Origin of the sequence: Exiguobacterium sp. s150 (assembly GCF_018618435.1) — a bacterium.
Lineage (GTDB): Bacteria > Bacillota > Bacilli > Exiguobacteriales > Exiguobacteriaceae > Exiguobacterium > Exiguobacterium alkaliphilum.
In genome coordinates, this window is sequence record NZ_JACSMC010000028.1 from 17510 (window position 1) to 38232 (window position 20723).

Annotated in this window: 19 protein-coding genes; 5 read left to right on the plus strand and 14 right to left on the minus strand. The window is 53.9% G+C overall.

Translation table 11 applies throughout. The features are described from left to right. Positions 1 to 18: 18 nt before the first annotated feature. From mreB to KNP76_RS12295, 14 genes are all read right to left on the minus strand, one after another. Positions 19 to 1005, minus strand: coding sequence for a rod shape-determining protein (mreB, locus tag KNP76_RS12230; protein WP_034807334.1), 987 nt, complete (start codon positions 1003 to 1005; stop codon positions 19 to 21). A gap of 75 nt (positions 1006 to 1080) precedes the next feature. Continuing rightward, positions 1081 to 2382: a UDP-N-acetylglucosamine 1-carboxyvinyltransferase gene (murA, locus tag KNP76_RS12235; RefSeq protein WP_211780462.1), complete on the minus strand. Its 1302-nt coding sequence runs from the start codon at positions 2380 to 2382 to the stop codon at positions 1081 to 1083. A 245-nt stretch (positions 2383 to 2627) separates the two neighbouring features. Next, positions 2628 to 2846 (minus strand): DUF1146 family protein, encoded by a 219-nt coding sequence (locus tag KNP76_RS12240; protein ID WP_034807340.1) that lies wholly within the window; start codon positions 2844 to 2846, stop codon positions 2628 to 2630. 203 nt (positions 2847 to 3049) lie between these two features. Continuing rightward, a complete protein-coding gene (locus KNP76_RS12245) occupies positions 3050 to 4240 on the minus strand; it encodes an EAL and HDOD domain-containing protein (protein ID WP_214844697.1) in 1191 nt (396 codons plus the stop codon). Positions 4241 to 4395: 155 nt separating this feature from the next. Then, positions 4396 to 4806, minus strand: coding sequence for a F0F1 ATP synthase subunit epsilon (locus KNP76_RS12250; RefSeq protein ID WP_024370831.1), 411 nt, complete (start codon positions 4804 to 4806; stop codon positions 4396 to 4398). 28 nt (positions 4807 to 4834) lie between these two features. After that, a complete protein-coding gene (gene atpD, locus KNP76_RS12255; RefSeq protein ID WP_305826035.1) occupies positions 4835 to 6253 on the minus strand; it encodes a F0F1 ATP synthase subunit beta in 1419 nt (472 codons plus the stop codon). Between the two features lie 34 nt (positions 6254 to 6287). Then, positions 6288 to 7145, minus strand: a complete 858-nt coding sequence (gene atpG, locus KNP76_RS12260; RefSeq protein WP_034807350.1) for an ATP synthase F1 subunit gamma — start codon at positions 7143 to 7145, stop codon at positions 6288 to 6290. A 36-nt stretch (positions 7146 to 7181) separates the two neighbouring features. Beyond that, positions 7182 to 8690, minus strand: coding sequence for a F0F1 ATP synthase subunit alpha (gene atpA / locus KNP76_RS12265; RefSeq protein WP_211780461.1), 1509 nt, complete (start codon positions 8688 to 8690; stop codon positions 7182 to 7184). A gap of 18 nt (positions 8691 to 8708) precedes the next feature. After that, on the minus strand, positions 8709 to 9242 hold the full coding sequence (locus KNP76_RS12270) for a F0F1 ATP synthase subunit delta (protein ID WP_034807354.1): 534 nt from the start codon (positions 9240 to 9242) through the stop codon (positions 8709 to 8711). Then, complete coding sequence (gene atpF / locus KNP76_RS12275; protein ID WP_034807356.1) at positions 9242 to 9769, minus strand: F0F1 ATP synthase subunit B; 528 nt, start codon at positions 9767 to 9769, stop codon at positions 9242 to 9244. The genes KNP76_RS12270 and atpF overlap by 1 nt, the downstream gene beginning before the upstream one ends. A 71-nt stretch (positions 9770 to 9840) precedes the next feature. Further along, positions 9841 to 10053 carry a F0F1 ATP synthase subunit C gene (gene atpE / locus KNP76_RS12280; protein ID WP_024370837.1) on the minus strand — a complete coding sequence of 71 codons (213 nt, stop codon included), beginning with the start codon at positions 10051 to 10053 and terminating at the stop codon, positions 9841 to 9843. Between the two features lie 74 nt (positions 10054 to 10127). Continuing rightward, entirely contained in the window at positions 10128 to 10865 is a 738-nt protein-coding gene (gene atpB, locus KNP76_RS12285) for a F0F1 ATP synthase subunit A (protein ID WP_034814520.1), read from the minus strand. Then, complete coding sequence (locus tag KNP76_RS12290) at positions 10865 to 11263, minus strand: ATP synthase subunit I (RefSeq protein WP_371816238.1); 399 nt, start codon at positions 11261 to 11263, stop codon at positions 10865 to 10867. Before KNP76_RS12290 ends, atpB begins: the two co-directional genes overlap by 1 nt. Before the next feature lie 11 nt (positions 11264 to 11274). Then, a complete protein-coding gene (locus tag KNP76_RS12295; RefSeq protein WP_034807360.1) occupies positions 11275 to 11502 on the minus strand; it encodes a membrane protein in 228 nt (75 codons plus the stop codon). Between the two features lie 636 nt (positions 11503 to 12138). On the opposite strand from KNP76_RS12295, the gene KNP76_RS12300 reads away from it, so the two are divergent. The 5 genes from KNP76_RS12300 (at position 12139) to KNP76_RS12320 (ending at position 20607) form a co-directional block, all read left to right on the plus strand. Next, on the plus strand, positions 12139 to 13548 hold the full coding sequence (locus KNP76_RS12300; RefSeq protein ID WP_214844698.1) for an FAD-binding oxidoreductase: 1410 nt from the start codon (positions 12139 to 12141) through the stop codon (positions 13546 to 13548). Further along, positions 13545 to 14870 carry a (Fe-S)-binding protein gene (locus tag KNP76_RS12305; protein ID WP_251137476.1) on the plus strand — a complete coding sequence of 442 codons (1326 nt, stop codon included), beginning with the start codon at positions 13545 to 13547 and terminating at the stop codon, positions 14868 to 14870. The genes KNP76_RS12300 and KNP76_RS12305 overlap by 4 nt, the downstream gene beginning before the upstream one ends. A 191-nt stretch (positions 14871 to 15061) precedes the next feature. Next, entirely contained in the window at positions 15062 to 17725 is a 2664-nt protein-coding gene (locus tag KNP76_RS12310; protein ID WP_214844699.1) for a cation-transporting P-type ATPase, read from the plus strand. A 177-nt stretch (positions 17726 to 17902) separates the two neighbouring features. Beyond that, positions 17903 to 19027 carry an ABC transporter ATP-binding protein gene (locus KNP76_RS12315; protein ID WP_211780458.1) on the plus strand — a complete coding sequence of 375 codons (1125 nt, stop codon included), beginning with the start codon at positions 17903 to 17905 and terminating at the stop codon, positions 19025 to 19027. Next, positions 19024 to 20607: an ABC transporter permease/substrate-binding protein gene (locus KNP76_RS12320; RefSeq protein WP_214844700.1), complete on the plus strand. Its 1584-nt coding sequence runs from the start codon at positions 19024 to 19026 to the stop codon at positions 20605 to 20607. Before KNP76_RS12315 ends, KNP76_RS12320 begins: the two co-directional genes overlap by 4 nt. Positions 20608 to 20723 lie beyond the last annotated feature (116 nt).

The following is a 20723-nucleotide window of genomic DNA, read 5'->3' on the forward strand; positions in this document are numbered from 1 at the left end:
AAAGAGCTGTTTATATGCTTATTTCAATCGATCCAAATGTTCGAGCATGATGCCCGTGCCGTGTGCGACGCTGAGCGTCGGCTCTTCGGCGATCATGACCGGCAACCCGACACGCTCGGCGACGAGCTGGTCGATGCCGTGCAGGAGCGAGCCGCCCCCTGTCATGATGATGCCGCGATCGATGATGTCGGCCGCGAGTTCCGGCGGCGTCTGTTCGAGGACGCGCTTCGTCGCCTCGACGATCTCGTTTGCCGATTCGGCCATCGCCTCACGGAGTTCTTCTGACGTGATCGTCACCGTACGCGGCAATCCACGTACCATGTCGCGTCCACGGATGTCCATCGTCTCGTTGCGTCCACCTGGGAAGACGGTCGCGATCTCTTTCTTGATCTGCTCGGCCGTCCGTTCCCCGATGATGAGTTTGTGCTTGTCTTTGATGGCACGGAGGATATCCGTATCAAAACGATCACCGGCGATTTTGATTGTCTCACCGCAAACGATGTCACCCATCGACAGAATCGCGACGTCCGTCGTCCCGCCACCGATGTCGACGATCATGTGGCCGACCGGCTTCCAAATGTCCATGCCCGAACCGACGGCTGCCGCTTTCGGTTCTACGGCGAGGAACACTTCTTTGGCGCCCGCTTTTTCAGCGGCTTCCCGAATCGCTTTCGCTTCGACCGGCGTCACGTTCGCCGGCGTACAGATGAGCATGCGAATCCCACCGAAGAAACCGCGTACTTGAATCTTTTCGACGAAGTGACGGAGCATTTCTTCCGTTGTCGCGAAATCGGCGATGACGCCGTCACGGAGTGGACGGATGGCGACGATGTCACCTGGTGTACGACCGACCATCTCGTACGCTTCTGTGCCGACGGCGAGGACTTTCCCCGTCGAGCGTTTGATGGCGACGACTGATGGCTCGTCAAGGACGATGCCGCGGCCTTTGACGTGGATGACGACGTTTGCTGTTCCTAAATCAATCCCGATATCTTTTGAAAACATGATGTATAGGTTCCTCCGTTCATTACTTCATTGAAAAGAGCGAGAAGAATCTCCTCGCTCCTATGAGTCTATTAATTAGTTGTTGACCATTTCTTCAGCGACTTCGACTGTCCCTTCGATGCGCTCGATGTCGGCACCGAGTGCTTGAAGTTTCTTGTGGAAGTCGACGTAGCCACGGTCGATATGATATAAGTCGCCGACACGAGTCTCCTCGTCGGCAATGAGGCCTGCAAGCACGAGTGCTGCACCGGCGCGAAGGTCTGTTGAGACGACTTCGGCACCTTGGAGGCGAACGCCACCTTTGATGATTGCGGAACGTCCTTCGATTTTGATGTCTGCGTTCATGCGGCGGAACTCTTCCACGTGCATGAAGCGGTTTTCAAACACCGTTTCCGTAATGACTGATGTGCCGCCAGCTTTTAAGACGAGCGCCATCATTTGTGCTTGGATGTCAGTCGGGAAACCAGGGTGTGGCATCGTCTTCACATCGACCGGCTTCAACTCGTCCGGCGCGATGACGCGCATGCCTTCCGCTGTGTCTTCGAACTGAACACCCATCTCTTCCATCTTCGAGATGAGCGGGCGAAGGTGCTCACGCTCTGCCCCGATGACTTCGATGTCGCCGCCTGTGATGGCGCCTGCGACGAGGAACGTGCCCGCTTCGATGCGGTCCGGGATGATCGAGTGCTCGGCACCGTGGAGCTTCTCCACGCCTTCGATGCGAATCGTCTCTGTACCGGCACCGCGGACGTGTGCGCCCATACCGTTCAAGAAGTTCGCGAGGTCGACGATTTCCGGCTCTTTCGCGACGTTCTCGATGACCGTCGTGCCTTCAGCGAGGACCGCCGCCATCATGATGTTCTCTGTCGCGCCGACAGATGGGAAGTCGAGGTAAATCTTCGCGCCTTTCAAGCGACCGTCGACTGACGCTTCGACGAAACCGTTGCCGATGACCGTCTTCGCACCCATCGCTTCGAACCCTTTTAAGTGGAGGTCGATCGGACGTGACCCGATCGAGCAACCGCCCGGCATCGCGACGCGCGCGTGACCGAGACGAGCGAGAAGAGGACCCATGACGAGGATCGAGGCACGCATCTTGCGAACGTACTCGAGTGGTGCCTCGTCTTTGATTGTGCCCGAGGCGTCGACTGTGACTTCGTTGTTCGCTTCATCGAATGCGACCTCTGCACCGAGGTGGCGTAGTACTTTGTTAATCGTATATACGTCGGCGAGACGTGGTACGTTTTGAAGTACCGATTTTCCTTCGCTCGCCAATAGAGTGGCAACCAATGTTTTGAGTACGGCGTTTTTTGCTCCTTCTACACGCACAGTACCTGACAATTTACGTCCTCCACGGACTACAATCAAATCCTTCATATCTCTCTTTGTCCTCCAACTTCGTTAATTTTGTGTTCTATACGTCGATATCCGCAACTTCCGGATGTGGTTATGTCGATTGCTATGATGGTTTGTGAAACGTGACGTCCTTCATCAGGTTTGAATCAAGAATAATAGCAATAAAATAATCTGATGAAAAACGGCATGTCAGACGAGTTTATCCTACACGATAAACATATAGGAATCGTTACAGCAGGATTACAGTTTGTTAATGGTTTTAAACATCACTGTAATGGTGCGAGTGCCTGGGCCAATCGGATATACTCCAAAAAGAACTGGGCGATGAGTGAACCGAAGACGACGGCCACGAGAACGCGCAAGACGGCTGCCTGCGGGCTCCTCACTTGATTGAGCACTTTGTCCCATTTGACTGGCATGAGTGCCCACCACGCGACGTAAATCGCTACGATATAAATGACGAGCGATAACACGGTGTTTAGCATCGACGATTCCCCTCTTTTCAAAAATTCGTACCATTTTTAATCATAGCATGTCGCGACAGAGAAAAAAAGACTTAGCCTCAACGGGACGATTCGGTTCGTTTCATTGAATCAGCTCGCTTTCTCATTTGAACCGCATACAAAAAGGGACGTCATCGGCGTGTAGCCTTACTACAGTAATTGACGTCCCTTCGATATTTCAAACATTATTCACTTTTTTCGTCGAACGTTTGGGCCCAGCGGATCGCCTGGATATAGTAAGGCGACCAGTCCGGCGCCGACTCATCGACCGGCACCGTCAAATGTTCATACGCCGTCACCGCCTCGAGCAACCCACGGAGTGCGTTCCGCTTCCCGAGGAGCGCCTCTTTGACGACCGGTTCGACCGGGAGTTCCGATACGAGAGACGTCATCGTCTCGTCCAAGATGACGTCGAGCGATGAGAAGATGCCCGTGATGAACGCATCGAACGGTTTCACTTCAGGCGTCGAATCGGCCGCGATCAACTCCATCATCTTCCCGCGGATGACGCTTTGTTTAATCAATTCTTTCGACTCAGACGTCTGCATCTCCCGTAAGAGCATCAAGTACGACCAGCGCCGCAACTCATCGAGACCGATGCGGGCGACGGCCTGTTCAATCGACTGAATCGTGTGCCGTCCTTTCTGGTATACCGTGTTGACCGATCGCAGCATCTTGTATGACAAGTCGACGCTTCGCTCAATCAAACCGGCAATCCGACGGAAATTCGGCTCAGGACGGTCAAGTTCCTTCAACACTTCGACGAGCGTGTGCCGGAGCGGGTGCACCTCGGCGCCATGGACGACGGTCGGCTTGCTGAAGAAGTAGCCTTGAAACATCTTATAGCCGAGCTGCTTCGCCGTCTCGTACTCGAGCGGCGTCTCGATTTTCTCGGCTAAAAATTCGACGCGATGGCCGAGGGCGTCGATGAGCCGCTTCTGTTGCTCGACGGGCGTCGCCTGATAATCGATTTTGATGATGTCAGCGAGACCGATCAAGGGCCGGTACTTCTCCTCGAACACGAAGTCGTCGAGCGCGATCGTATAGCCCTTTCGGCGGAGGGAGCGCAGTGCGGCGAGCACTTTCTCGGTCGGTTCGACGTGTTCGAGCACTTCGACGACGAGCGACTGGCGCGGCAACAAGGCCGGCACTTCGCCTTCAATCAAGTTTTGCGGGAAGTTGATGAACGCCCGCGTCCCCTCGGTCAACTCCCGAAAGTTGAAGACGAGGTAGGCGTTATGAATCACGTCGGCGGTCGCTAACGCGTCGTCGACGTGTTCGAATATATTCTTCTCGCTGCGGCGGTACAACAGTTCATAACCGCAGACGCGTAATTTCTGATCAAAGATCGGTTGTCGCGCAACGTAAACTTTCATCCCTTTGCTCTCCTTTTGTTTAGTCCCGTCTTTATTATCGGCATGAGCCGTCCGCTTGTTTACTGCTTTTCCCAAATCCCGTCGAGACTTTAGACCTATTATAATGAAGGAACACGACAAAAAAACCTCCTCACCGAAGTGAGAAGGTTAACGTATCAGTCTTTCATTTCGCGAATGCTCAAGCGGTTGATCGCTTTTTTGAGCGCGAGCTCCGCACGGCGGAATTCGATTTCCGAGATTTTCGTGTCTTGAAGACGACGCTCGGCCCGAACTTTTGCCGCTGAAGCACGGTCATAGTCGATTTTATCCGCCATTTCGGCTGTTTCAGCTAAGATCGTCACCGTGTCGGGACGAACTTCCATGAAACCGCCGCTGAGTGCGATCAGCGTGCGTCCACCATCTTCGTGGCGCAGTTTGAGGATCGAGATGTCGAGCGGTGTCACCATCGGGATGTGTTTCGGTAAGATACCGATTTCACCGGTCACCGATTTGGCGATCACCATCCGCGCCTCGCCCTCATAGGCTGCGCCATCCGGGGTGACGACGTTGACGTGAAGAGTATTCATCGTCTAGTTTCCCCCTTCCGCGTAGGTCTTAGACCAACGTCTTCGCTTTTTCGATGACGTCTTCGATTGGACCGACGAGACGGAATGCATCTTCCGGAAGATCATCGTGTTTTCCATCGAGGATCTCTTTGAAGCCGCGGACAGTCTCTTTAACCGGTACGTACGAACCTTTTTGGCCTGTGAACTGCTCGGCCACGTGGAAGTTTTGTGACAAGAAGAACTGAATGCGACGGGCACGGTGAACCGTGAGCTTGTCGTCTTCAGACAACTCGTCCATCCCGAGGATGGCGATGATGTCTTGGAGTTCTTTGTAACGTTGGAGCGTCTGCTGCACTTCACGGGCTACTTCGTAGTGCTCTGGTCCGACGATGTCAGGCGAGAGGGCACGTGAAGTCGAAGCGAGCGGGTCAACGGCTGGGTAAATCCCCATCTCCGAGAGACGGCGCTCAAGGTTTGTCGTCGCATCAAGGTGAGCGAACGTTGTCGCTGGAGCCGGGTCTGTATAGTCATCGGCTGGTACGTAGACCGCTTGAATCGACGTGACCGATCCTTTCGCTGTCGACGTGATTCGCTCTTGAAGCATACCCATTTCCGTCGCGAGTGTCGGCTGGTAACCTACGGCAGATGGCATCCGGCCGAGAAGGGCCGATACTTCCGAACCTGCCTGTGTGAAGCGGAAGATGTTATCGACGAAGAGAAGAACGTCTTGTCCTTGCTCGTCACGGAAGTATTCTGCCATCGTAAGACCCGTCAAGGCAACACGGAGACGTGCGCCAGGTGGTTCGTTCATCTGACCGAATACCATCGCTGTTTGTTTGATAACGCCTGAGTCCGTCATCTCGTGGAACAAGTCATTTCCTTCACGCGTACGCTCACCGACTCCTGCGAATACAGAAATCCCGCTGTGCTCTTGCGCGATGTTGTTGATGAGTTCCTGGATGAGGACGGTTTTCCCTACACCGGCACCACCGAAGAGACCGATCTTACCACCTTTGATGTAAGGGGCGAGCAAATCGACGACTTTGATACCTGTCTCGAGAATTTCAACCTTCGTCGACAACTCGTCGAACGTCGGTGCTTGACGGTGAATCGGTGAACGACGCACTGTCGGGGATACTTCTTTATCGTCAATCGGGTTACCGAGAACGTTGAAGACACGACCGAGCGTCTCTTCCCCTACCGGTACCGAAATCGGTGAACCTAAGTCAAGTACTTCCATGCCGCGGCGAACGCCGTCCGTCGAGTCCATCGCAATCGTACGGACCGTGTCATCACCGAGGTGAATCGCCACCTCGAGCGTCAAGTCGACACTTACATCTTCCGCCGATGTCGCCACGTGTGTGACTTTAAGGGCGTTGTAGATGTTTGGTAAGTGGTTGTCGAACTTAACGTCGATAACTGGGCCCATGACTGCGACTACGCGGCCTTTCATGCCGTATTCGTTCATCGTGTTAGCCTCCTACAATCTAGAGGGCGAGCGCTTATTCAAGCGCTGCCGCACCTCCGACAATCTCTGTGATTTCTTGTGTGATCGCCGCTTGACGCGCGCGGTTGAACTTGAGCTTGAGTCCACGGATGAGTTCATCCGCGTTGTCCGTCGCGTTCGACATCGCCGTCATCCGCGCCGCGTGCTCCGATACTTTCGCATCGAGGAGCGCGCCGTAGATGAGTCCTTCCGCATAACGCGGGAGGAGCGCTGCTAAGATCGTTTCTTCTTCTGGTTCATATTCATACATCACATTCGATGCGGTCTGTTCGATATTCCCAAGCGGGAGCAGTCGATCGATTTTCACTTCTTGGCTGATAACAGAGATGAATGAGTTGTAGCAAAGCTTCAATTCATCAATCTCGCCGTCACTGAACGCGCCGACCGTCTGCTTGACGATCTCTGCGACTTCAATGAATGATGGCTGGTCGTTTAGTCCTGTCATCGCACTGTACACCGGAATGTTCCGTGCCTTGAAGAACTGAACGCCGACCTTCCCAATCACATACAGACGATACTCGTCCGTTGAATCGTGTTTTGCCTTCAATTCGCGATACACGTCACGAAGGACGCTGGCGTTGTATCCACCAGCTAGTCCGCGGTCAGACGTGATGACGATATAGCCGGTCCGTTTGACGGGACGGACTTGAAGCATCGGGTGTGTTGCACCTGAAGTACCGCCGGCAATCGACGAGATGACTTCCTGCAACTTGGTCATGTACGGCTTGAAGTTGGCGTTGCTCCCTTGAGCACGGTTCAATTTCGAGGCCGACACCATGTTCATCGCTTTCGTGATTTGCTTTGTGCTTTGGGTCGAGGTGATCCGCATCTGGATCTCACGTAATGATGCCATTTCGATTCACCACCTTAATAGACGCTCGTCACCGGATTAAACCGATGGCGAGAACGTCTTTTTGAATTCCGCAATTGCATCGACCATCGCCTCGTCAGCAGGAAGGTTTCCTGTTTGACGGATTTCGCGGCAGAGGTCTGCACGGTTTTGGTCGAGCCATGCGTTCATTTCTTTTTCGAAACGACGGATGTCTTCGACTGGGATGTCATCGAGATGACCTTTCGTGAGCGCGTAGATGATGATGACTTGTTTGTCGACCGAGAGCGGTGCGTTCAAGTCTTGCTTCAACACTTCAACGGTACGTTGACCACGGTTGAGCTTCGCTTGTGTCGCTTTATCGAGGTCAGAACCGAACTGGGCGAACGCCTCGAGCTCACGGTATGACGCGAGGTCAAGACGGAGCGTACCCGCAACCTTCTTCATCGCTTTCACTTGAGCCGAACCACCAACACGCGATACCGAGAGACCGGCGTTAATCGCAGGACGTACCCCAGAGAAGAAGAGGTCCGACTGAAGGAAGATTTGACCGTCTGTGATCGAGATAACGTTCGTCGGGATGTACGCCGAGATATCCGACGCTTGCGTCTCGATGAACGGAAGGGCTGTAAGCGAACCGCCACCGAGTTCGTCGTTCAACTTCGCCGCACGCTCAAGAAGGCGTGAGTGGAGGTAGAAGACGTCACCTGGGTAGGCTTCGCGGCCTGGAGGACGACGGAGAAGAAGCGAGAGCTCACGGTAAGCTGCCGCTTGTTTCGAGAGGTCATCATACACGACGAGGACGTGTCGTCCGCGGTCCATGAAGTACTCACCCATCGATACCCCAGCAAACGGTGCGAGGTAAAGAAGCGGGGCCGGCTGTGAAGCCGATGCCGAAACGACGATCGTGTAATCGAGGGCGCCGTTTTGACGGAGCGTCTCAACTACGCCACGGACAGTCGATTCTTTCTGACCGATCGCGACGTAAATACAAATCATGTTCTCTTCTTTTTGGTTGATGATCGCATCGATCGCGACCGAAGTCTTACCAGTCTGACGGTCACCGATGATGAGCTCACGCTGTCCGCGACCGATTGGTACGAGGGCGTCAATCGCCTTAATCCCAGTTTGGAGCGGTTCGTGAACCGACTTACGGGCCATAACGCCGTAAGCTTTGCGCTCGATCGGGTTGTAGTTGTCCGTCACGATCGGTCCGAGACCGTCGATCGGTTGTCCGAGCGGGTTGACGACGCGTCCGAGGAGCGCCTCACCGACCGGTACTTCCATGATGCGGCCCGTACGTTTAACCGAGTCGCCTTCTTTGATGCCTTTATAGTCGCCAAGGATGATAATCCCGACGTTACCTTCTTCTAAGTTTTGCGCCAAGCCCATTACGCCGTTTGAGAACTCAACGAGTTCCCCGGCCATAACGTTATCGAGTCCGTGTGCACGTGCGATCCCGTCACCTACTTGAATGACTGTACCTGTCTCACTGACTTCGATTTCAGAGCCGTACGAAGCGATTCGCTCTTTTAGCAGGGCGCTAATTTCTTCAGCTTTGATCGTCATTGAATTCACCCCTATTTCTTACGCATTCAACAATTCACGCTCGAGGCGTGTCAGTTTGGTTTCGATTGTGTCATCGTACGTCGTGTAACCGATTTGGACGCGGAGTCCACCGATGACCTCTTCGTCGACGACATTCTGTAATTGAAGCGTCTTGCCCACCTTCTGACCGAAGACGAGTTCGACTTCTTTTAAGTCCGTTGCCGACAATGGATAGGCGCTCGTGACGAACCCCTCTGCAATACCGCGGAACTCGTTCGCATATTCGCGGACGTAACGCGGCAACGCGCGAACTTCGCTCGCACGGTCGTTCTCGACCATGACGAGAAGTGTGTTCACGACGATTGTCGTCATATCACCAAAGCTATCTTTCAAAAGCTGTGCAAGCTCGCTGTCGCTGATTGCCGGATTCGTTAAGAGATCCATCAATTCAGGTGTCGCGTGGAGCACTTCATCGAGCAGACGCACTTCCGCTTCGACTTGGTCGAGCGTGCCTTGTTCCCGCGCTAAGTCGAAGAGCGCTTTAGCATAGCGTTTTGCTAGAGATGCGTTCATTAGTTAGCACCTTTCGCTTTTGACAGGAAGTCTGTGACGAGGGCACGTTGTTTCGCTTCGTCCCCTTTAAGGTCCGTACGAAGGACGTGGCGTGCTGCCGAAAGCGCCTGTGTGACGACTTCCGTCTGAAGCGATTGTTTCGCAAGCTCACGCTCGCGCTCGATCGCTTTCTCAGCCTCGACTTTAATTTGTTCGGCTTCCAAACGCGCCTGCTCCACCAAGCGTGCTTGTTCTGCTTCAGCCTGACGACGACTTGAATCGAGCATTTCTTTCGATTCCGTACGTGCCGCGCTGAGCGCTTCACGTTGTTCGACGACATAAGTTTCCGCATCTTTGCGGCTCTTTTCAGCGAGCTCAATTTCGTTCGCTACATACTCTTCACGCTGTCTCATCATTCCAAGGAGTGGTCCCCAAGCAAATTTCTTCAACAGGGCCAAGAGTACGAGGAATGTGAAAAGTGTAAAGATCATATCCAGGATGCGGAGGCCTTCACCGCCAGCACCAGCTGCAATCATCATCGTATCCATGCATACCCTCCTCTTGACTAAATAAGTGAGGGAGACGTGCTCCCTCTTCCAATTTTCTCGTTAACTCGGAATCAAGAGTTGAGGAGAAGGAAACCGACAGCCACACCGATGATCGGGAGGGCCTCAACCAAACCGATACCGATGAACATTGTTTGACGAAGTTCGTTTTTGAGTTCTGGCTGACGTGCTTGTCCTTGTACTGTACCGTATACGATGAGACCGTTACCGATACCTGCTGCGAGTGCTCCAAGACCGATAACGAGTGCTGTTGCAAGAAGATTCATTTGTTCCATTGTGTATATTCCTCCTAAAAGTTAAGTAAATAGTTTTTTGTGTTCAACGCTTTGACGAAGGCGAATCAATGCTCGGCTGAAGCCTTGTGCCCGATGTACACCATTGCAAGCGTCAGGAAAATGTAGGATTGGATAACCCCGATAAAGATTGAGAAACCTTGCCATAAAATCATTGGGAAGATTGCGAACACAGCACCGAGCGGATTTAGTGCCCCTTGCGCCGTAATTGCGAGTCCCAAGATGATGGTAATCATGATTTCACCGGCAAAGATGTTACCGTAAAGACGCAGACCGAGCGTCAAGGTGTTCGCGAACTCCTCGATAAGCTTGATCGGCAATAAGAACCAGACCGGTTTGACGAACTCTGCCGAATAGTGCTTCAACCCGTGCAGCTTCACGCCGTAGTAGTGCGACATTGCAACGACGAGTGTCGACAACGCCAATGTGACATACGGGTCGGCTGTCGGCGAGTTAAACCATAAGTAGTGGCCGGAGATGACGTTAAACGGTAGACCCATCAAGTTTGAGAATAGAATGAACAAAATCAATGTCATCCCGAACGAGATAAAGCGTCCCCCTGTCTTCCAGTCCATCGCACTCGAGATGACCCCGCGTACGAATTCTGCAAAGAACTCCATGAAGTTCTGTTTGCCAGTCGGCTTCATTGCCAAGCGTCGTGTTCCCCAGACGGCGAACGTGAAGACGAGCAGTGAAGCGATCAGCACCGTAATGACGTTCGTCCAGCTCCCATAAAGCGTGTAATCTCCAAGTTGTAGAGAATAGGTGGGAAACTCATGACCCATTAGTATTCACCTCTTTTCCTGCTGAGCTGGGCAAGTGTGAACTCGCCAAATTGTATGATGTGGCCGGCGATTAGACCAGTTACCACCGCAATCAGCGATACTCGATCCTCGTAGAAGAGGCCGACTATCACGGCTAACGCACCGACTGCCATTCTTGAAACAGTCCCGTGCGATTTCGGGCGTCGTCCATGTTCGATGACGTCAAACATCCGTATGACGCTTCGATTCTGCATATGTAGAATGATGAGACTGGCGACCCCGCCTAGAAACAACCCGAGAAAGACCGGTTTGTACATAGGGATGATGAATGCACCGAGGAGGAGAATGGCGAACCATCCGATAAACCACTTCGTGTAACGCTTCATCAGCTCTTTCTGTGCTTTTCTGTCTGCTTGCACTTGTTGTAGATTCATTCGTCCTCTCCTGTCAATAAACTTCGAAGGGTGAGAACAAGCGCCGTGATCCCGAACGCCATGCCGAGAAGCACCGACACATTCCAACCAAACGTACCCCAGAATTCACGTCTCGCTCCGTATTGGCCGACGAGATAACCGATGACGATCGGTCCTGCAAGCGCGGTCGAGATTTGCGAGGCGAGCGAGGCGTAGGATAGGTAACGATTGTCTTTTTTCGCCATCCTATTCTCCCCTTTCTCTCTAGGAAGCTCGTCCTTCATCTTGTCGATTCACACTCGCGTGACCATCAAAAGTCACACAAGTTCAGAGTAATGGAAATGGCATAAGAAGTCAATGAATTTCACAATTATAAAAGCGCTTTAAATCAAGTCGTATCAAGGCTTTTACGCACTTCACAAACTAAATTAAAATCGATAAATTTTAAAAAAGTATGAAGAAATGGTGAAATAAAAATGTTGAATTGATAACATTTCACAAAACGAACAAGATGAAGAATAGTTCAGTTATACCTCCACGTTTTGGAAAATACAACGGCAAACGACCCACGTTCACAAAAGGTTTTGAAACGGAAGTTGACCCGATTTTGAAATCGTTTACAACGTCCTGTTTTAGTATACCGATACCCTTTTTCCGCTGTCGAGGGGTTCGCCCGAATTTGTCGTGAGGAATGTCACAGTCGAATTTCCGACGACAAAAAGGCTGGAAATCCCCTCCCATCAACGTAGAATAGGTGGACAATCCCAATTCAAATCGCTACGATTACCGTGTAAGCGCTCTCTAAAATTGTGTCGATTTTGTGACTTTCGGAACCGGCGCCCGCATCCTCGCTCTTAGAGGCATGTCAGGAGGTATACATAATGGAATGGATTAACCACTTACAGACCGAGCTCGGCGACGAGATTGTCTTCACGGACGCGACGACCCGGCTCGCCTATTCGTTCGATGCGACCCCGAATTATCAAGCCATGCCCGACGCCGTCGTCGCCCCGCGTTCGACGGAAGACGTCCAAACCATCCTGCGACTGTGCCATACGCATCGCGTCCCGGTCATCCCCCGGGGTTCGGCGACGAACTTGGCCGGCGGGACGACACCGCTCGCCGGCGGACTCGTCATGGATTTCCGTCATATGGACCAGATCCTCGAGATTGACGAGAAAAACTTGACCGTCACGGTCGAACCGGGTTGTATCACCGGTCATCTCATCGAAGCGGTCGAGGCGAGGGGACTGTTCTATCCGCCCGATCCGAGCTCGATGAAGATCTCGACGATTGGCGGCAACATTAGCGAGAACTCCGGGGGCTTGCGCGGTCTAAAGTACGGAGTGACCGCCGACTACGTACTCGCCCTCGAAGCGGTGCTCCCGAACGGCGAGCTTCTCAAAACGGGTGGGAAACTCGCGAAAAACGTCGCCGGCTACGACTTGACGCGCCTCCTCGTCGGATCTGAAGGGACGCTCGCCGTCATCACAAAGGCGACACTCAAACTCATCCCGCTCCCTAAGACGAAGCGGACGATGCTCGCCCATTTCAGCGACTTGGACGGGGCGGCGCGGACGGTGAGCCGCATCATCGAGAGCCGCATCATCCCGGCGACGCTCGAGTTCATGGACAAGAAGACGATCGAGGTCGTCGAGGCGTACGCGAACATCGGATTACCGACCGATGTCGGTGCCTTGCTTCTATTGGAACAGGACGGCCCGAAGGAGATCGTGCGCCGCGATATCGAGGCGATGCACGCCATCTGTCTCGCCGAAGGGGCCTCACTCGTCGAAGTCGCCCGAGACGAGCTGCACGCGGAGACGCTCCGTTATGCGAGACGGACGGCGTTGTCCGCACTCGCCCGTCTTCGCCCGACGACGATTTTAGAGGATGCGACCGTCCCTCGGAGCGAAATCGCGGAGATGGTCCGGCGCATCGAGGCAATCGGCCGAAAGTATGAAATCGAAATCGCCACGTTCGGCCATGCGGGTGACGGCAACCTGCACCCGACCGTCGCGACCGACGCCCGGGACCATGAAGAGATGGAGCGTGTCGAAGCCGCGTTCGCGGACATCTTCGCTGCCGCGCTCGACCTCGGCGGGACAATCACAGGCGAGCATGGCGTCGGGGTGATGAAGGCGCCATATCTCGAATGGAAACTAGGTGCGGCCGGCATCGGTGTCATGAAAGGGATAAAGCTCGCCTTTGACCCGCACGGCATCATGAACCCGCAAAAGATGTTCGCGAAGGCAGCGAAAAAACGGCTCGTGCAAGGAGGCGGCGTATGAGACAGTCTGAACAACTCACGACGCGCATGACCGACAAGCTCGATTACGAGGAACTGCTCGGCTGCATGCGCTGCGGCTTCTGTCTCCCGACGTGCCCGACGTATATCCGCTCGAAAGACGAGACGGCCTCCCCGCGCGGCCGCATCGCCATCATGAAAGGCGTCGTCGATGGCTTGATCGAACCCGACGCCGGCGTCGAGAAGACGCTCAACGAATGTCTCGGCTGTCTCGCCTGCGAACCGGCTTGTCCGGCCGGGGTCCGTTATAGCGTCTTGTTAGAAGATGCGCGGGCCACCATCACCGAGCACAAACGGGCGACGGGCCAAATGGACGTCCGGGAGCGCGTCATCCGCAAGGTCGTGTTCGACGGCTTGTTCATGAACAAGGCGAACATGGAGACGGCGACAGGCTTCCTTCGTTTTTATCAACAGTCCGGTGTGCAGACGCTCACGCGGAAACTGCACATCCTCGACTGGTTCCCGGACCAGCTCCAAAAGATGGAGGCGATTTTGCCACCGGTCCCACCGAAGACGGAACGACGTCGTCGTCCGGAACGATTGAAGGCGACGGGTCAACCGACGGCCCGGGTCGCCTTCTTCAGCGGATGTCTGATGGACACGATGTTCTACGAGACGAATGCGAACACGATGAAGTTGCTCCAGGCAGCGGGCTGTGACATCGTCATCCCGGACACCCAACAATGTTGCGGTGCCCTGCACGGACACGCCGGCGAACAAGCCGGGGCCGTCCGACTCGCGAAACAAAACATCGAGGCGTTCGAAGCACTCGACGTCGATTACGTCATCACGAACGCGGGCGGGTGTGGGGCGTTCCTGCTCGGTTACGACCATCTGTTGAAACAAGATCCCGCCTGGCTCGCGCGCGCCGAGCGTTTCAAGGCGAAAGTGAAAGACTTCGCCTCGATTTTGATTGAGGTCGGCTTCCTCGACCGGGTCACACTCACATTGCCGAGGCAAGTCATCACGTATCAAGACTCGTGCCATCTCCGGAACGTGCAACAAGGCGCGCTCGCCCCGCGACTTTTACTCCAAGCGATTCAAGGGACGACGTACGTCGAACAACGCCACGCCGATCACTGTTGTGGCTCGGCTGGCGTGTACAACTTACTCCAACCCATCATCGCGAACGATATCCTCGAGATGAAGATGGGCCACGTCCGGGACACGGCCGCCCAGACGATTGTGACCTCGAACCCGGGCTGTCATCTGCAAATACAGCTCGGCATCCAAGAACACGGGACCGACTCGATGCGGGCCGTCCATTTAGCCGATTTATTGGCGGAGGCGTTACCGAATACGTAAAGGAGAAGAGCACACGCTCTCCTCCTTTTTTGTCGTCCCATACATTTCCCTTCTCGGATTCACACATACTTCACAATTACGAAGATTTCACATAGAATTAAAGTTTACACACTTTTTCACATGGGTAAGAATAAAATATAGACGGTTCTACCAGTCTGTCGAAATGTGTAAACAGGGAAAGGGGTTTTCAAATGGAAGAGAGGCAGTGGCATACGCTATCGATTCACGAGACCGAGGACCATCTCGATACCGATATCGATCAAGGGTTACGTGAGGAGACAGCGACAGAACGAATCGAACAACACGGGAAGAACGTCCTTCCCGAGCCAAAGAAAGACCCGAAGTGGCTGAAATTCGTACGACAGTTCAATGACGTTCTCGTTTACGTCCTGTTGGCCGCCGCCGTGATTAAGGCCGTACTCGGCTATTGGCTCGACACGAGCGTCATCGCGCTCGTCGTCCTCATCATCGGGATTATTGGTTACCTGCAAGAGAACAAGGCTGAGCAGGCACTCGAAGGGATTAAGAACATGTTGTCCCCGTCCGCCCTTGTCCGTCGTGACGGCAAGCGCAAGGAGATCGAGGCCGAGTACCTCGTCCCAGGTGACATCGTTTATTTAAAACCGGGTGATAAGATTCCCGTCGACCTTCGCCTCATCACGGCGGAGAACATGAAAGTCGAGGAGTCGGCCTTGACAGGTGAAGCAATCACCGTCGACAAGACGCTCGACCCACTCGAAGAGAAAATTGGTCTCGGTGACCGGACGAACTTGGCGTTCTCCGGGACGTCGGTCGCTGCCGGTACAGGTAGCGGAATCGTCATCGCGACCGGTTCGAAGACCGAACTCGGTAAAATCAACGCGTCCATCGCCGAAGTCGAGAAAGTGCAAACACCGCTCATCCAGCAGACGCAACGCTTCGGGAAGACCGTTGCGAGTGTCATCGCCGGTGTCGCCGTGTTCACCTTCATCTTCGGCTACTTCTTGCGTGACTATGAGACGGTCGAGCTGTTGCTCGCGGTCATCGGTCTCACCGTCGCCGTCATTCCGGAAGGACTACCGGCGATCATTTCCATCATTCTCGCCCTCGGAGTCCGCCAGATGGCAGACAACAAGGCGATCGTCAAAAACTTGCCGTCCGTCGAGACGCTCGGTGCCGTATCAGTCATCTGTTCCGATAAGACCGGGACGTTGACGAAAAATGAGATGACGGTGCAGAACATCCAACTCGCTGACCGCACGCTCCGTGTGACCGGTTCGGGTTACGCGCCGGAAGGTCGCATTGAATTTGAAAACGACGTCTACTCGAACAAGCAAGACGAGATTCTCAATGAGATTCTCCTTGCCGGTGTGACGTGTAACGATTCAGACTTGTTCTTCGACGAAGAGTCGAAGCAATGGATGATCACGGGCGACCCGACGGAAGGCTGCTTGCTCACGCTCGGAGAGAAAGCAGAAGAGTCGATTCGACCGCTCCGCGTCATCTCGAAGATCCCGTTCGACTCGGCGCATAAATATATGGCGACACTCTCGCCACGTGACGAAGCGCACGTCATGTACTTGAAAGGTGCACCGGACCGCTTGTTCTCGATGGCCGAGGCGAGTGACTCGAACTTCCCGACAGAGATGTGGGAAGAGAAGATGACCGACCTCGCTAAAAAAGGGCAACGTGTCATCGGTGTCGCCAAACGCACGTTCAACACATCAAAAGAGAAGATTGACCATGACGACTTATATGAAGGAATCGAATTCCTCGGGCTCATCGGCATCATGGACCCACCGCGTCCCGAGGCGATCGAGGCGGTCAATGAGTGTCAATCGGCCGGTATCCAAGTGAAGATGATTACCGGTGACCACAAAGAGACGGCCATCGCCATCGGAAACGAGCTCGGCATCTCGACAGAAGCCGGCGCACTTCAAGGGACCGAGATTGACGATTTGACGGACGAGGAACTCGCGGACGTCGTCGGGCAGTACAACATTTTCGCCCGGACGAGCCCCGAGAACAAGACGCGTCTCGTCAAGGCGCTCCAGACGCAAGATCATATCGTCGCCATGACCGGTGACGGTGTCAACGACGCCCCTGCCCTCCGCCGCGCTGACATCGGTGTTGCCATGGGAATCAAAGGGACGGAAGTATCGAAAGAAGCGGCCGAGATGGTGCTTGTCGACGATAACTTCAACACGATCTTCAAAGCCGTCAAAGAAGGTCGCCGTGTATATGACAATTTGAAGAAGACGATTCTCTTCATCTTGCCGACGAACGGGGCGCAAGGATTCGTGCTCCTCATGAGTATCTTCCTTGGCACACAGCTCCCGCTCACGGCGCTACAAATATTGTGGGTGAATATGGTCGTCGCCATCACCCTCTCGTTCGCCATCGCGTTCGAGCCGCTCGAGCCGTCGACGATGAAACGGGCGCCGCGTCCGAAGAAGACGCCGCTTCTGAGCCGGTACTATATCTTCCGGATCTTGCTCGTCTCCCTCATCATCGGTGGCGGGACGCTCGTCTACAACCTGTATATGAACGCCGGTGACTATAGTGTCGAATATATCCACACGATGACGCTGAACACGATCGTCATCGCTCAGATGTTCCACTTGTTCAACGTCCGGGTCGAGACCGAACCGGCCCTCAACCGCTCGTTCTTCGAGAACCCGATCGCGTTTTACGTGTCAGGGGCGCTCATCGTGCTCCAGCTGTTCATCACGTACGTGCCGTTCATGAACACCGCGTTCGGCACGACGCCAATCGCCGCGAGCGACTGGATCATCCCGTTCGTCTTCGGTATCGCCGTGTTCTTCATCATCGAACTCGAGAAACTGATTTCACGCAACGTGATGAAACGGAAGTAATCTTAACGAGAAAAGGAGCGACGCCTACGGGCGCCGCTCCTTTTTCGTGCAGGTCAACTTTATCTTATCCCGTTTTCCAGTCGTTTCAAACCTTATTTTCAGAAAAAGATGTTTACATCTTCATAACAAGGGAACATAAAGGTTATGTGAAAATAATTTTAGGAAAGAGTTGAGTTGATGATTGAATTTAAAAACGTGAAAAAAACGTTCAAAGAGACGACCGTTTTGAAAGAGATGAACCTGACGATCAACAAAGGTGAGCTCGTCGTCTTTATCGGACCTTCCGGTTGCGGGAAGACAACCTCGCTGAAAATGATCAACCGGTTGATTGAGCCGACTGAAGGCACGATCATCGTGGACGGTCAAGACACCCGCAAGATGGACCCGATTGAACTGCGGCGCCAGATGGGCTACGTCATTCAACAGACCGGCCTCTTCCCGCACATGACGATTCGCGAGAATATCCAATTGATTGCGGGTCTTGAAGGCCATGCCGAGCAGGACATGGACGCTCGTACCGAGCACCTCCTCCGTATGGTCGGACTCGACCCCGACCAATTCATCGACCGCTATCCGAGCGAGCTGAGCGGTGGTCAACAACAGCGTATCGGCTTTGCCCGCGCCCTCATGAACGACCCCGAGGTCATCTTGATGGATGAACCATTCAGCGCCCTCGATCCTGTCACACGAAACGACCTACAAGAAGAACTGTTCAACCTCCAAGAAGAAGTGAAGAAAACTATCGTTTTCGTCACCCATGATATGGATGAGGCGATCAAGCTGGCTGATCGCATTTGTATCATGCGCGACGGAGAAATCGTCCAATTCGATACGCCGGAACAGATTCTGCGTAACCCAAAAGACGCCTATGTCGAGTCGTTCATTGGGAAGAACCGAATTTGGAACAGCCCGGAATACATCAAGGCGAAAGACATCATGATCACCGACCCGGTGTCGATTAGCGGCAAACGGACGGTGCTCCAGGCGATTGAGATTATGCGTTCGCGCAAGGTCGACAGCCTACTCATCACCGACCGTGACCGGACACTTGAAGGGCTCATCAAACTTAAAGACGTCCACGGCATTCAAGACAAGACGAAGCGGCTCGAGGAAGTCATGAACAAAGACTACGCCTACGTCTCAAGCGAGGACTCGCTCCTCGACATTTTGGCCGTCATGAACGAGACCGACCAAGGCTATCTCCCCGTCGTCACCGGCCCGATGTTAAACGGACTCATCACACGCAGCAGCTTGCTTTCCGTCCTCAGTGAGCAGTTCATGCAAGAGGAGGAAACGAAATGAATACGATTCAATCATTTTTCAATTACTTTGCGAGCAACACCGACCAAATCGGGACGCTCTTACTCGAACACTTACAGTTGACCGTCTTTGCGGTCTCGCTCGCGGTCTTGCTCGGTGTCCCGCTCGGCATTTTGATTTTACGGACGCCGCGGCTCGCGAAGCCCGTACTCGGTTTGACGAGCGTCGTCCAGGCCGTCCCGAGTCTCGCACTCCTCGGTTTTCTAATCCCGTTCATCGGCATCGGGTCGACGCCGGCGATCATCATGGTCGTCCTCTACTCGCTCCTCCCGATCGTGAAGAACACGTATACGGGACTGTCGAGCATTCCTGGTGACACGCTCGAATCGGCCAAAGGGATCGGCCTGACCGATCGCCAGATTTTAAGTAAGATTCAGTTACCCCTCGCCTTACCGATCATCATGGCCGGTATTCGCATTTCTGCGGTCACGGCCGTCGGACTGATGACAATCTCGGCGTTCGTCGGGGCTGGCGGACTCGGCTATCTCGTCTTCGCCGGGATTCAGACTGTCGACAACAACCAGATTCTCGCCGGGGCCATCCCAGCTGGTCTTCTCGCCTTGTTGATCGACTTCGTCGTCAGCCGTATCGAGTATAAAGTCGCACCGAACGGCATCGTCCTCGCCGACGGCCGCATGAAGAAGAAGACGCGCCGATCGAAGAAAGTCGTAAAACCGGCCTTCGTCATCGCGACAGCGTTCGCGCTTCTCCTCGGCGGTTCGATTTACGCGTTCACGCGTGAAGACGATACGATTGTCGTCGGCTCGAAGAACTTTACCGAACAACTCATTCTCGGAAATATCGTCGCCGACTTGATTGAAGAAGAGACCGACTTGAACGTTCGCCGACAACTGAACCTCGGCGGGACGCAAGTCGCGTTCAGCGCCATCCGCACCGGGGAGATTGACACATACGTCGAATACACCGGCACCCTGTCGGTCGACGTGTTGAACCAAGCGGTCGACAACGATCCCGACGCCGTCTACGCGAGCGTCAAACCACAGATTGAGGAACGTTTCGACGTCCAGACGCTCGACCCGATCGGATTCAACAACACATACGCGATCGCCGTCAAACAAGAAGACGCGGACCGTTATGCACTAGAGAGCATCTCGGACCTCGCCGCCGTCAGCGACGAGCTCGTCTTCGGCCCGACAATCGAGTTCTCGAACCGCGAGGACGGGTATCTCGGCTTGAAAGAGACATATCCGCTCCGCTTTAAAGATGTGAATCCGGTCGATGGCGGCCTGCGCTATACGGCGCTCATGAACGGTGAGAGCCAAGCGATTGACGGCTTCTCGACGGACGGGTTGTTGAAACGGTTCGAACTCGTCGTCCTCGAGGACGACCAACAGTTCTTCCCGCCGTATTACGCCGTGCCGCTCATCAACGGCGACACGTTGCGCGAGCATCCCGAGCTCGAAGGCGTGCTTAACTTGCTGTCCGGCAGAATCACGGACGAAGTGATGCAAGAGCTGAACTACCTCGCGGACGTGGAGAAACAACGCCCCGAGAAAGTCGCCCGTGACTTCTTGGTCCGTGAAGGACTCATCAACGAATAAAAAAGACGAACTCAATCTTTTACGATTTGATATGCTCCCCAATAGGTAGACAGATAAAATAACAAATCTGTTTATCTGATTGGGGAGTGTTTTTTTTATGGCGAGAAGTCGGCATT

Coding starts and splice junctions, on each gene's coding strand:
- mreB (WP_034807334.1), bottom strand. CDS start 1,005: ATGTTTTCAAAAGATATCGGGATTGATTTAGGAACAGCAAACGTCGTC.
- murA (WP_211780462.1), bottom strand. CDS start 2,382: ATGAAGGATTTGATTGTAGTCCGTGGAGGACGTAAATTGTCAGGTACT.
- KNP76_RS12240 (WP_034807340.1), bottom strand. CDS start 2,846: ATGCTAAACACCGTGTTATCGCTCGTCATTTATATCGTAGCGATTTAC.
- KNP76_RS12245 (WP_214844697.1), bottom strand. CDS start 4,240: ATGAAAGTTTACGTTGCGCGACAACCGATCTTTGATCAGAAATTACGC.
- KNP76_RS12250 (WP_024370831.1), bottom strand. CDS start 4,806: ATGAATACTCTTCACGTCAACGTCGTCACCCCGGATGGCGCAGCCTAT.
- atpD (WP_305826035.1), bottom strand. CDS start 6,253: ATGAACGAATACGGCATGAAAGGCCGCGTAGTCGCAGTCATGGGCCCA.
- atpG (WP_034807350.1), bottom strand. CDS start 7,145: ATGGCATCATTACGTGAGATCCAGATGCGGATCACCTCGACCCAAAGC.
- atpA (WP_211780461.1), bottom strand. CDS start 8,690: ATGACGATCAAAGCTGAAGAAATTAGCGCCCTGCTAAAAGAGCGAATC.
- KNP76_RS12270 (WP_034807354.1), bottom strand. CDS start 9,242: ATGAACGCATCTCTAGCAAAACGCTATGCTAAAGCGCTCTTCGACTTA.
- atpF (WP_034807356.1), bottom strand. CDS start 9,769: ATGGATACGATGATGATTGCAGCTGGTGCTGGCGGTGAAGGCCTCCGC.
- atpE (WP_024370837.1), bottom strand. CDS start 10,053: ATGAATCTTCTTGCAACAGCACTCGTTATCGGTCTTGGAGCACTCGCA.
- atpB (WP_034814520.1), bottom strand. CDS start 10,865: ATGGGTCATGAGTTTCCCACCTATTCTCTACAACTTGGAGATTACACG.
- KNP76_RS12295 (WP_034807360.1), bottom strand. CDS start 11,502: ATGGCGAAAAAAGACAATCGTTACCTATCCTACGCCTCGCTCGCCTCG.
- KNP76_RS12300 (WP_214844698.1), top strand. CDS start 12,139: ATGGAATGGATTAACCACTTACAGACCGAGCTCGGCGACGAGATTGTC.
- KNP76_RS12305 (WP_251137476.1), top strand. CDS start 13,545: ATGAGACAGTCTGAACAACTCACGACGCGCATGACCGACAAGCTCGAT.
- KNP76_RS12310 (WP_214844699.1), top strand. CDS start 15,062: ATGGAAGAGAGGCAGTGGCATACGCTATCGATTCACGAGACCGAGGAC.
- KNP76_RS12315 (WP_211780458.1), top strand. CDS start 17,903: ATGATTGAATTTAAAAACGTGAAAAAAACGTTCAAAGAGACGACCGTT.
- KNP76_RS12320 (WP_214844700.1), top strand. CDS start 19,024: ATGAATACGATTCAATCATTTTTCAATTACTTTGCGAGCAACACCGAC.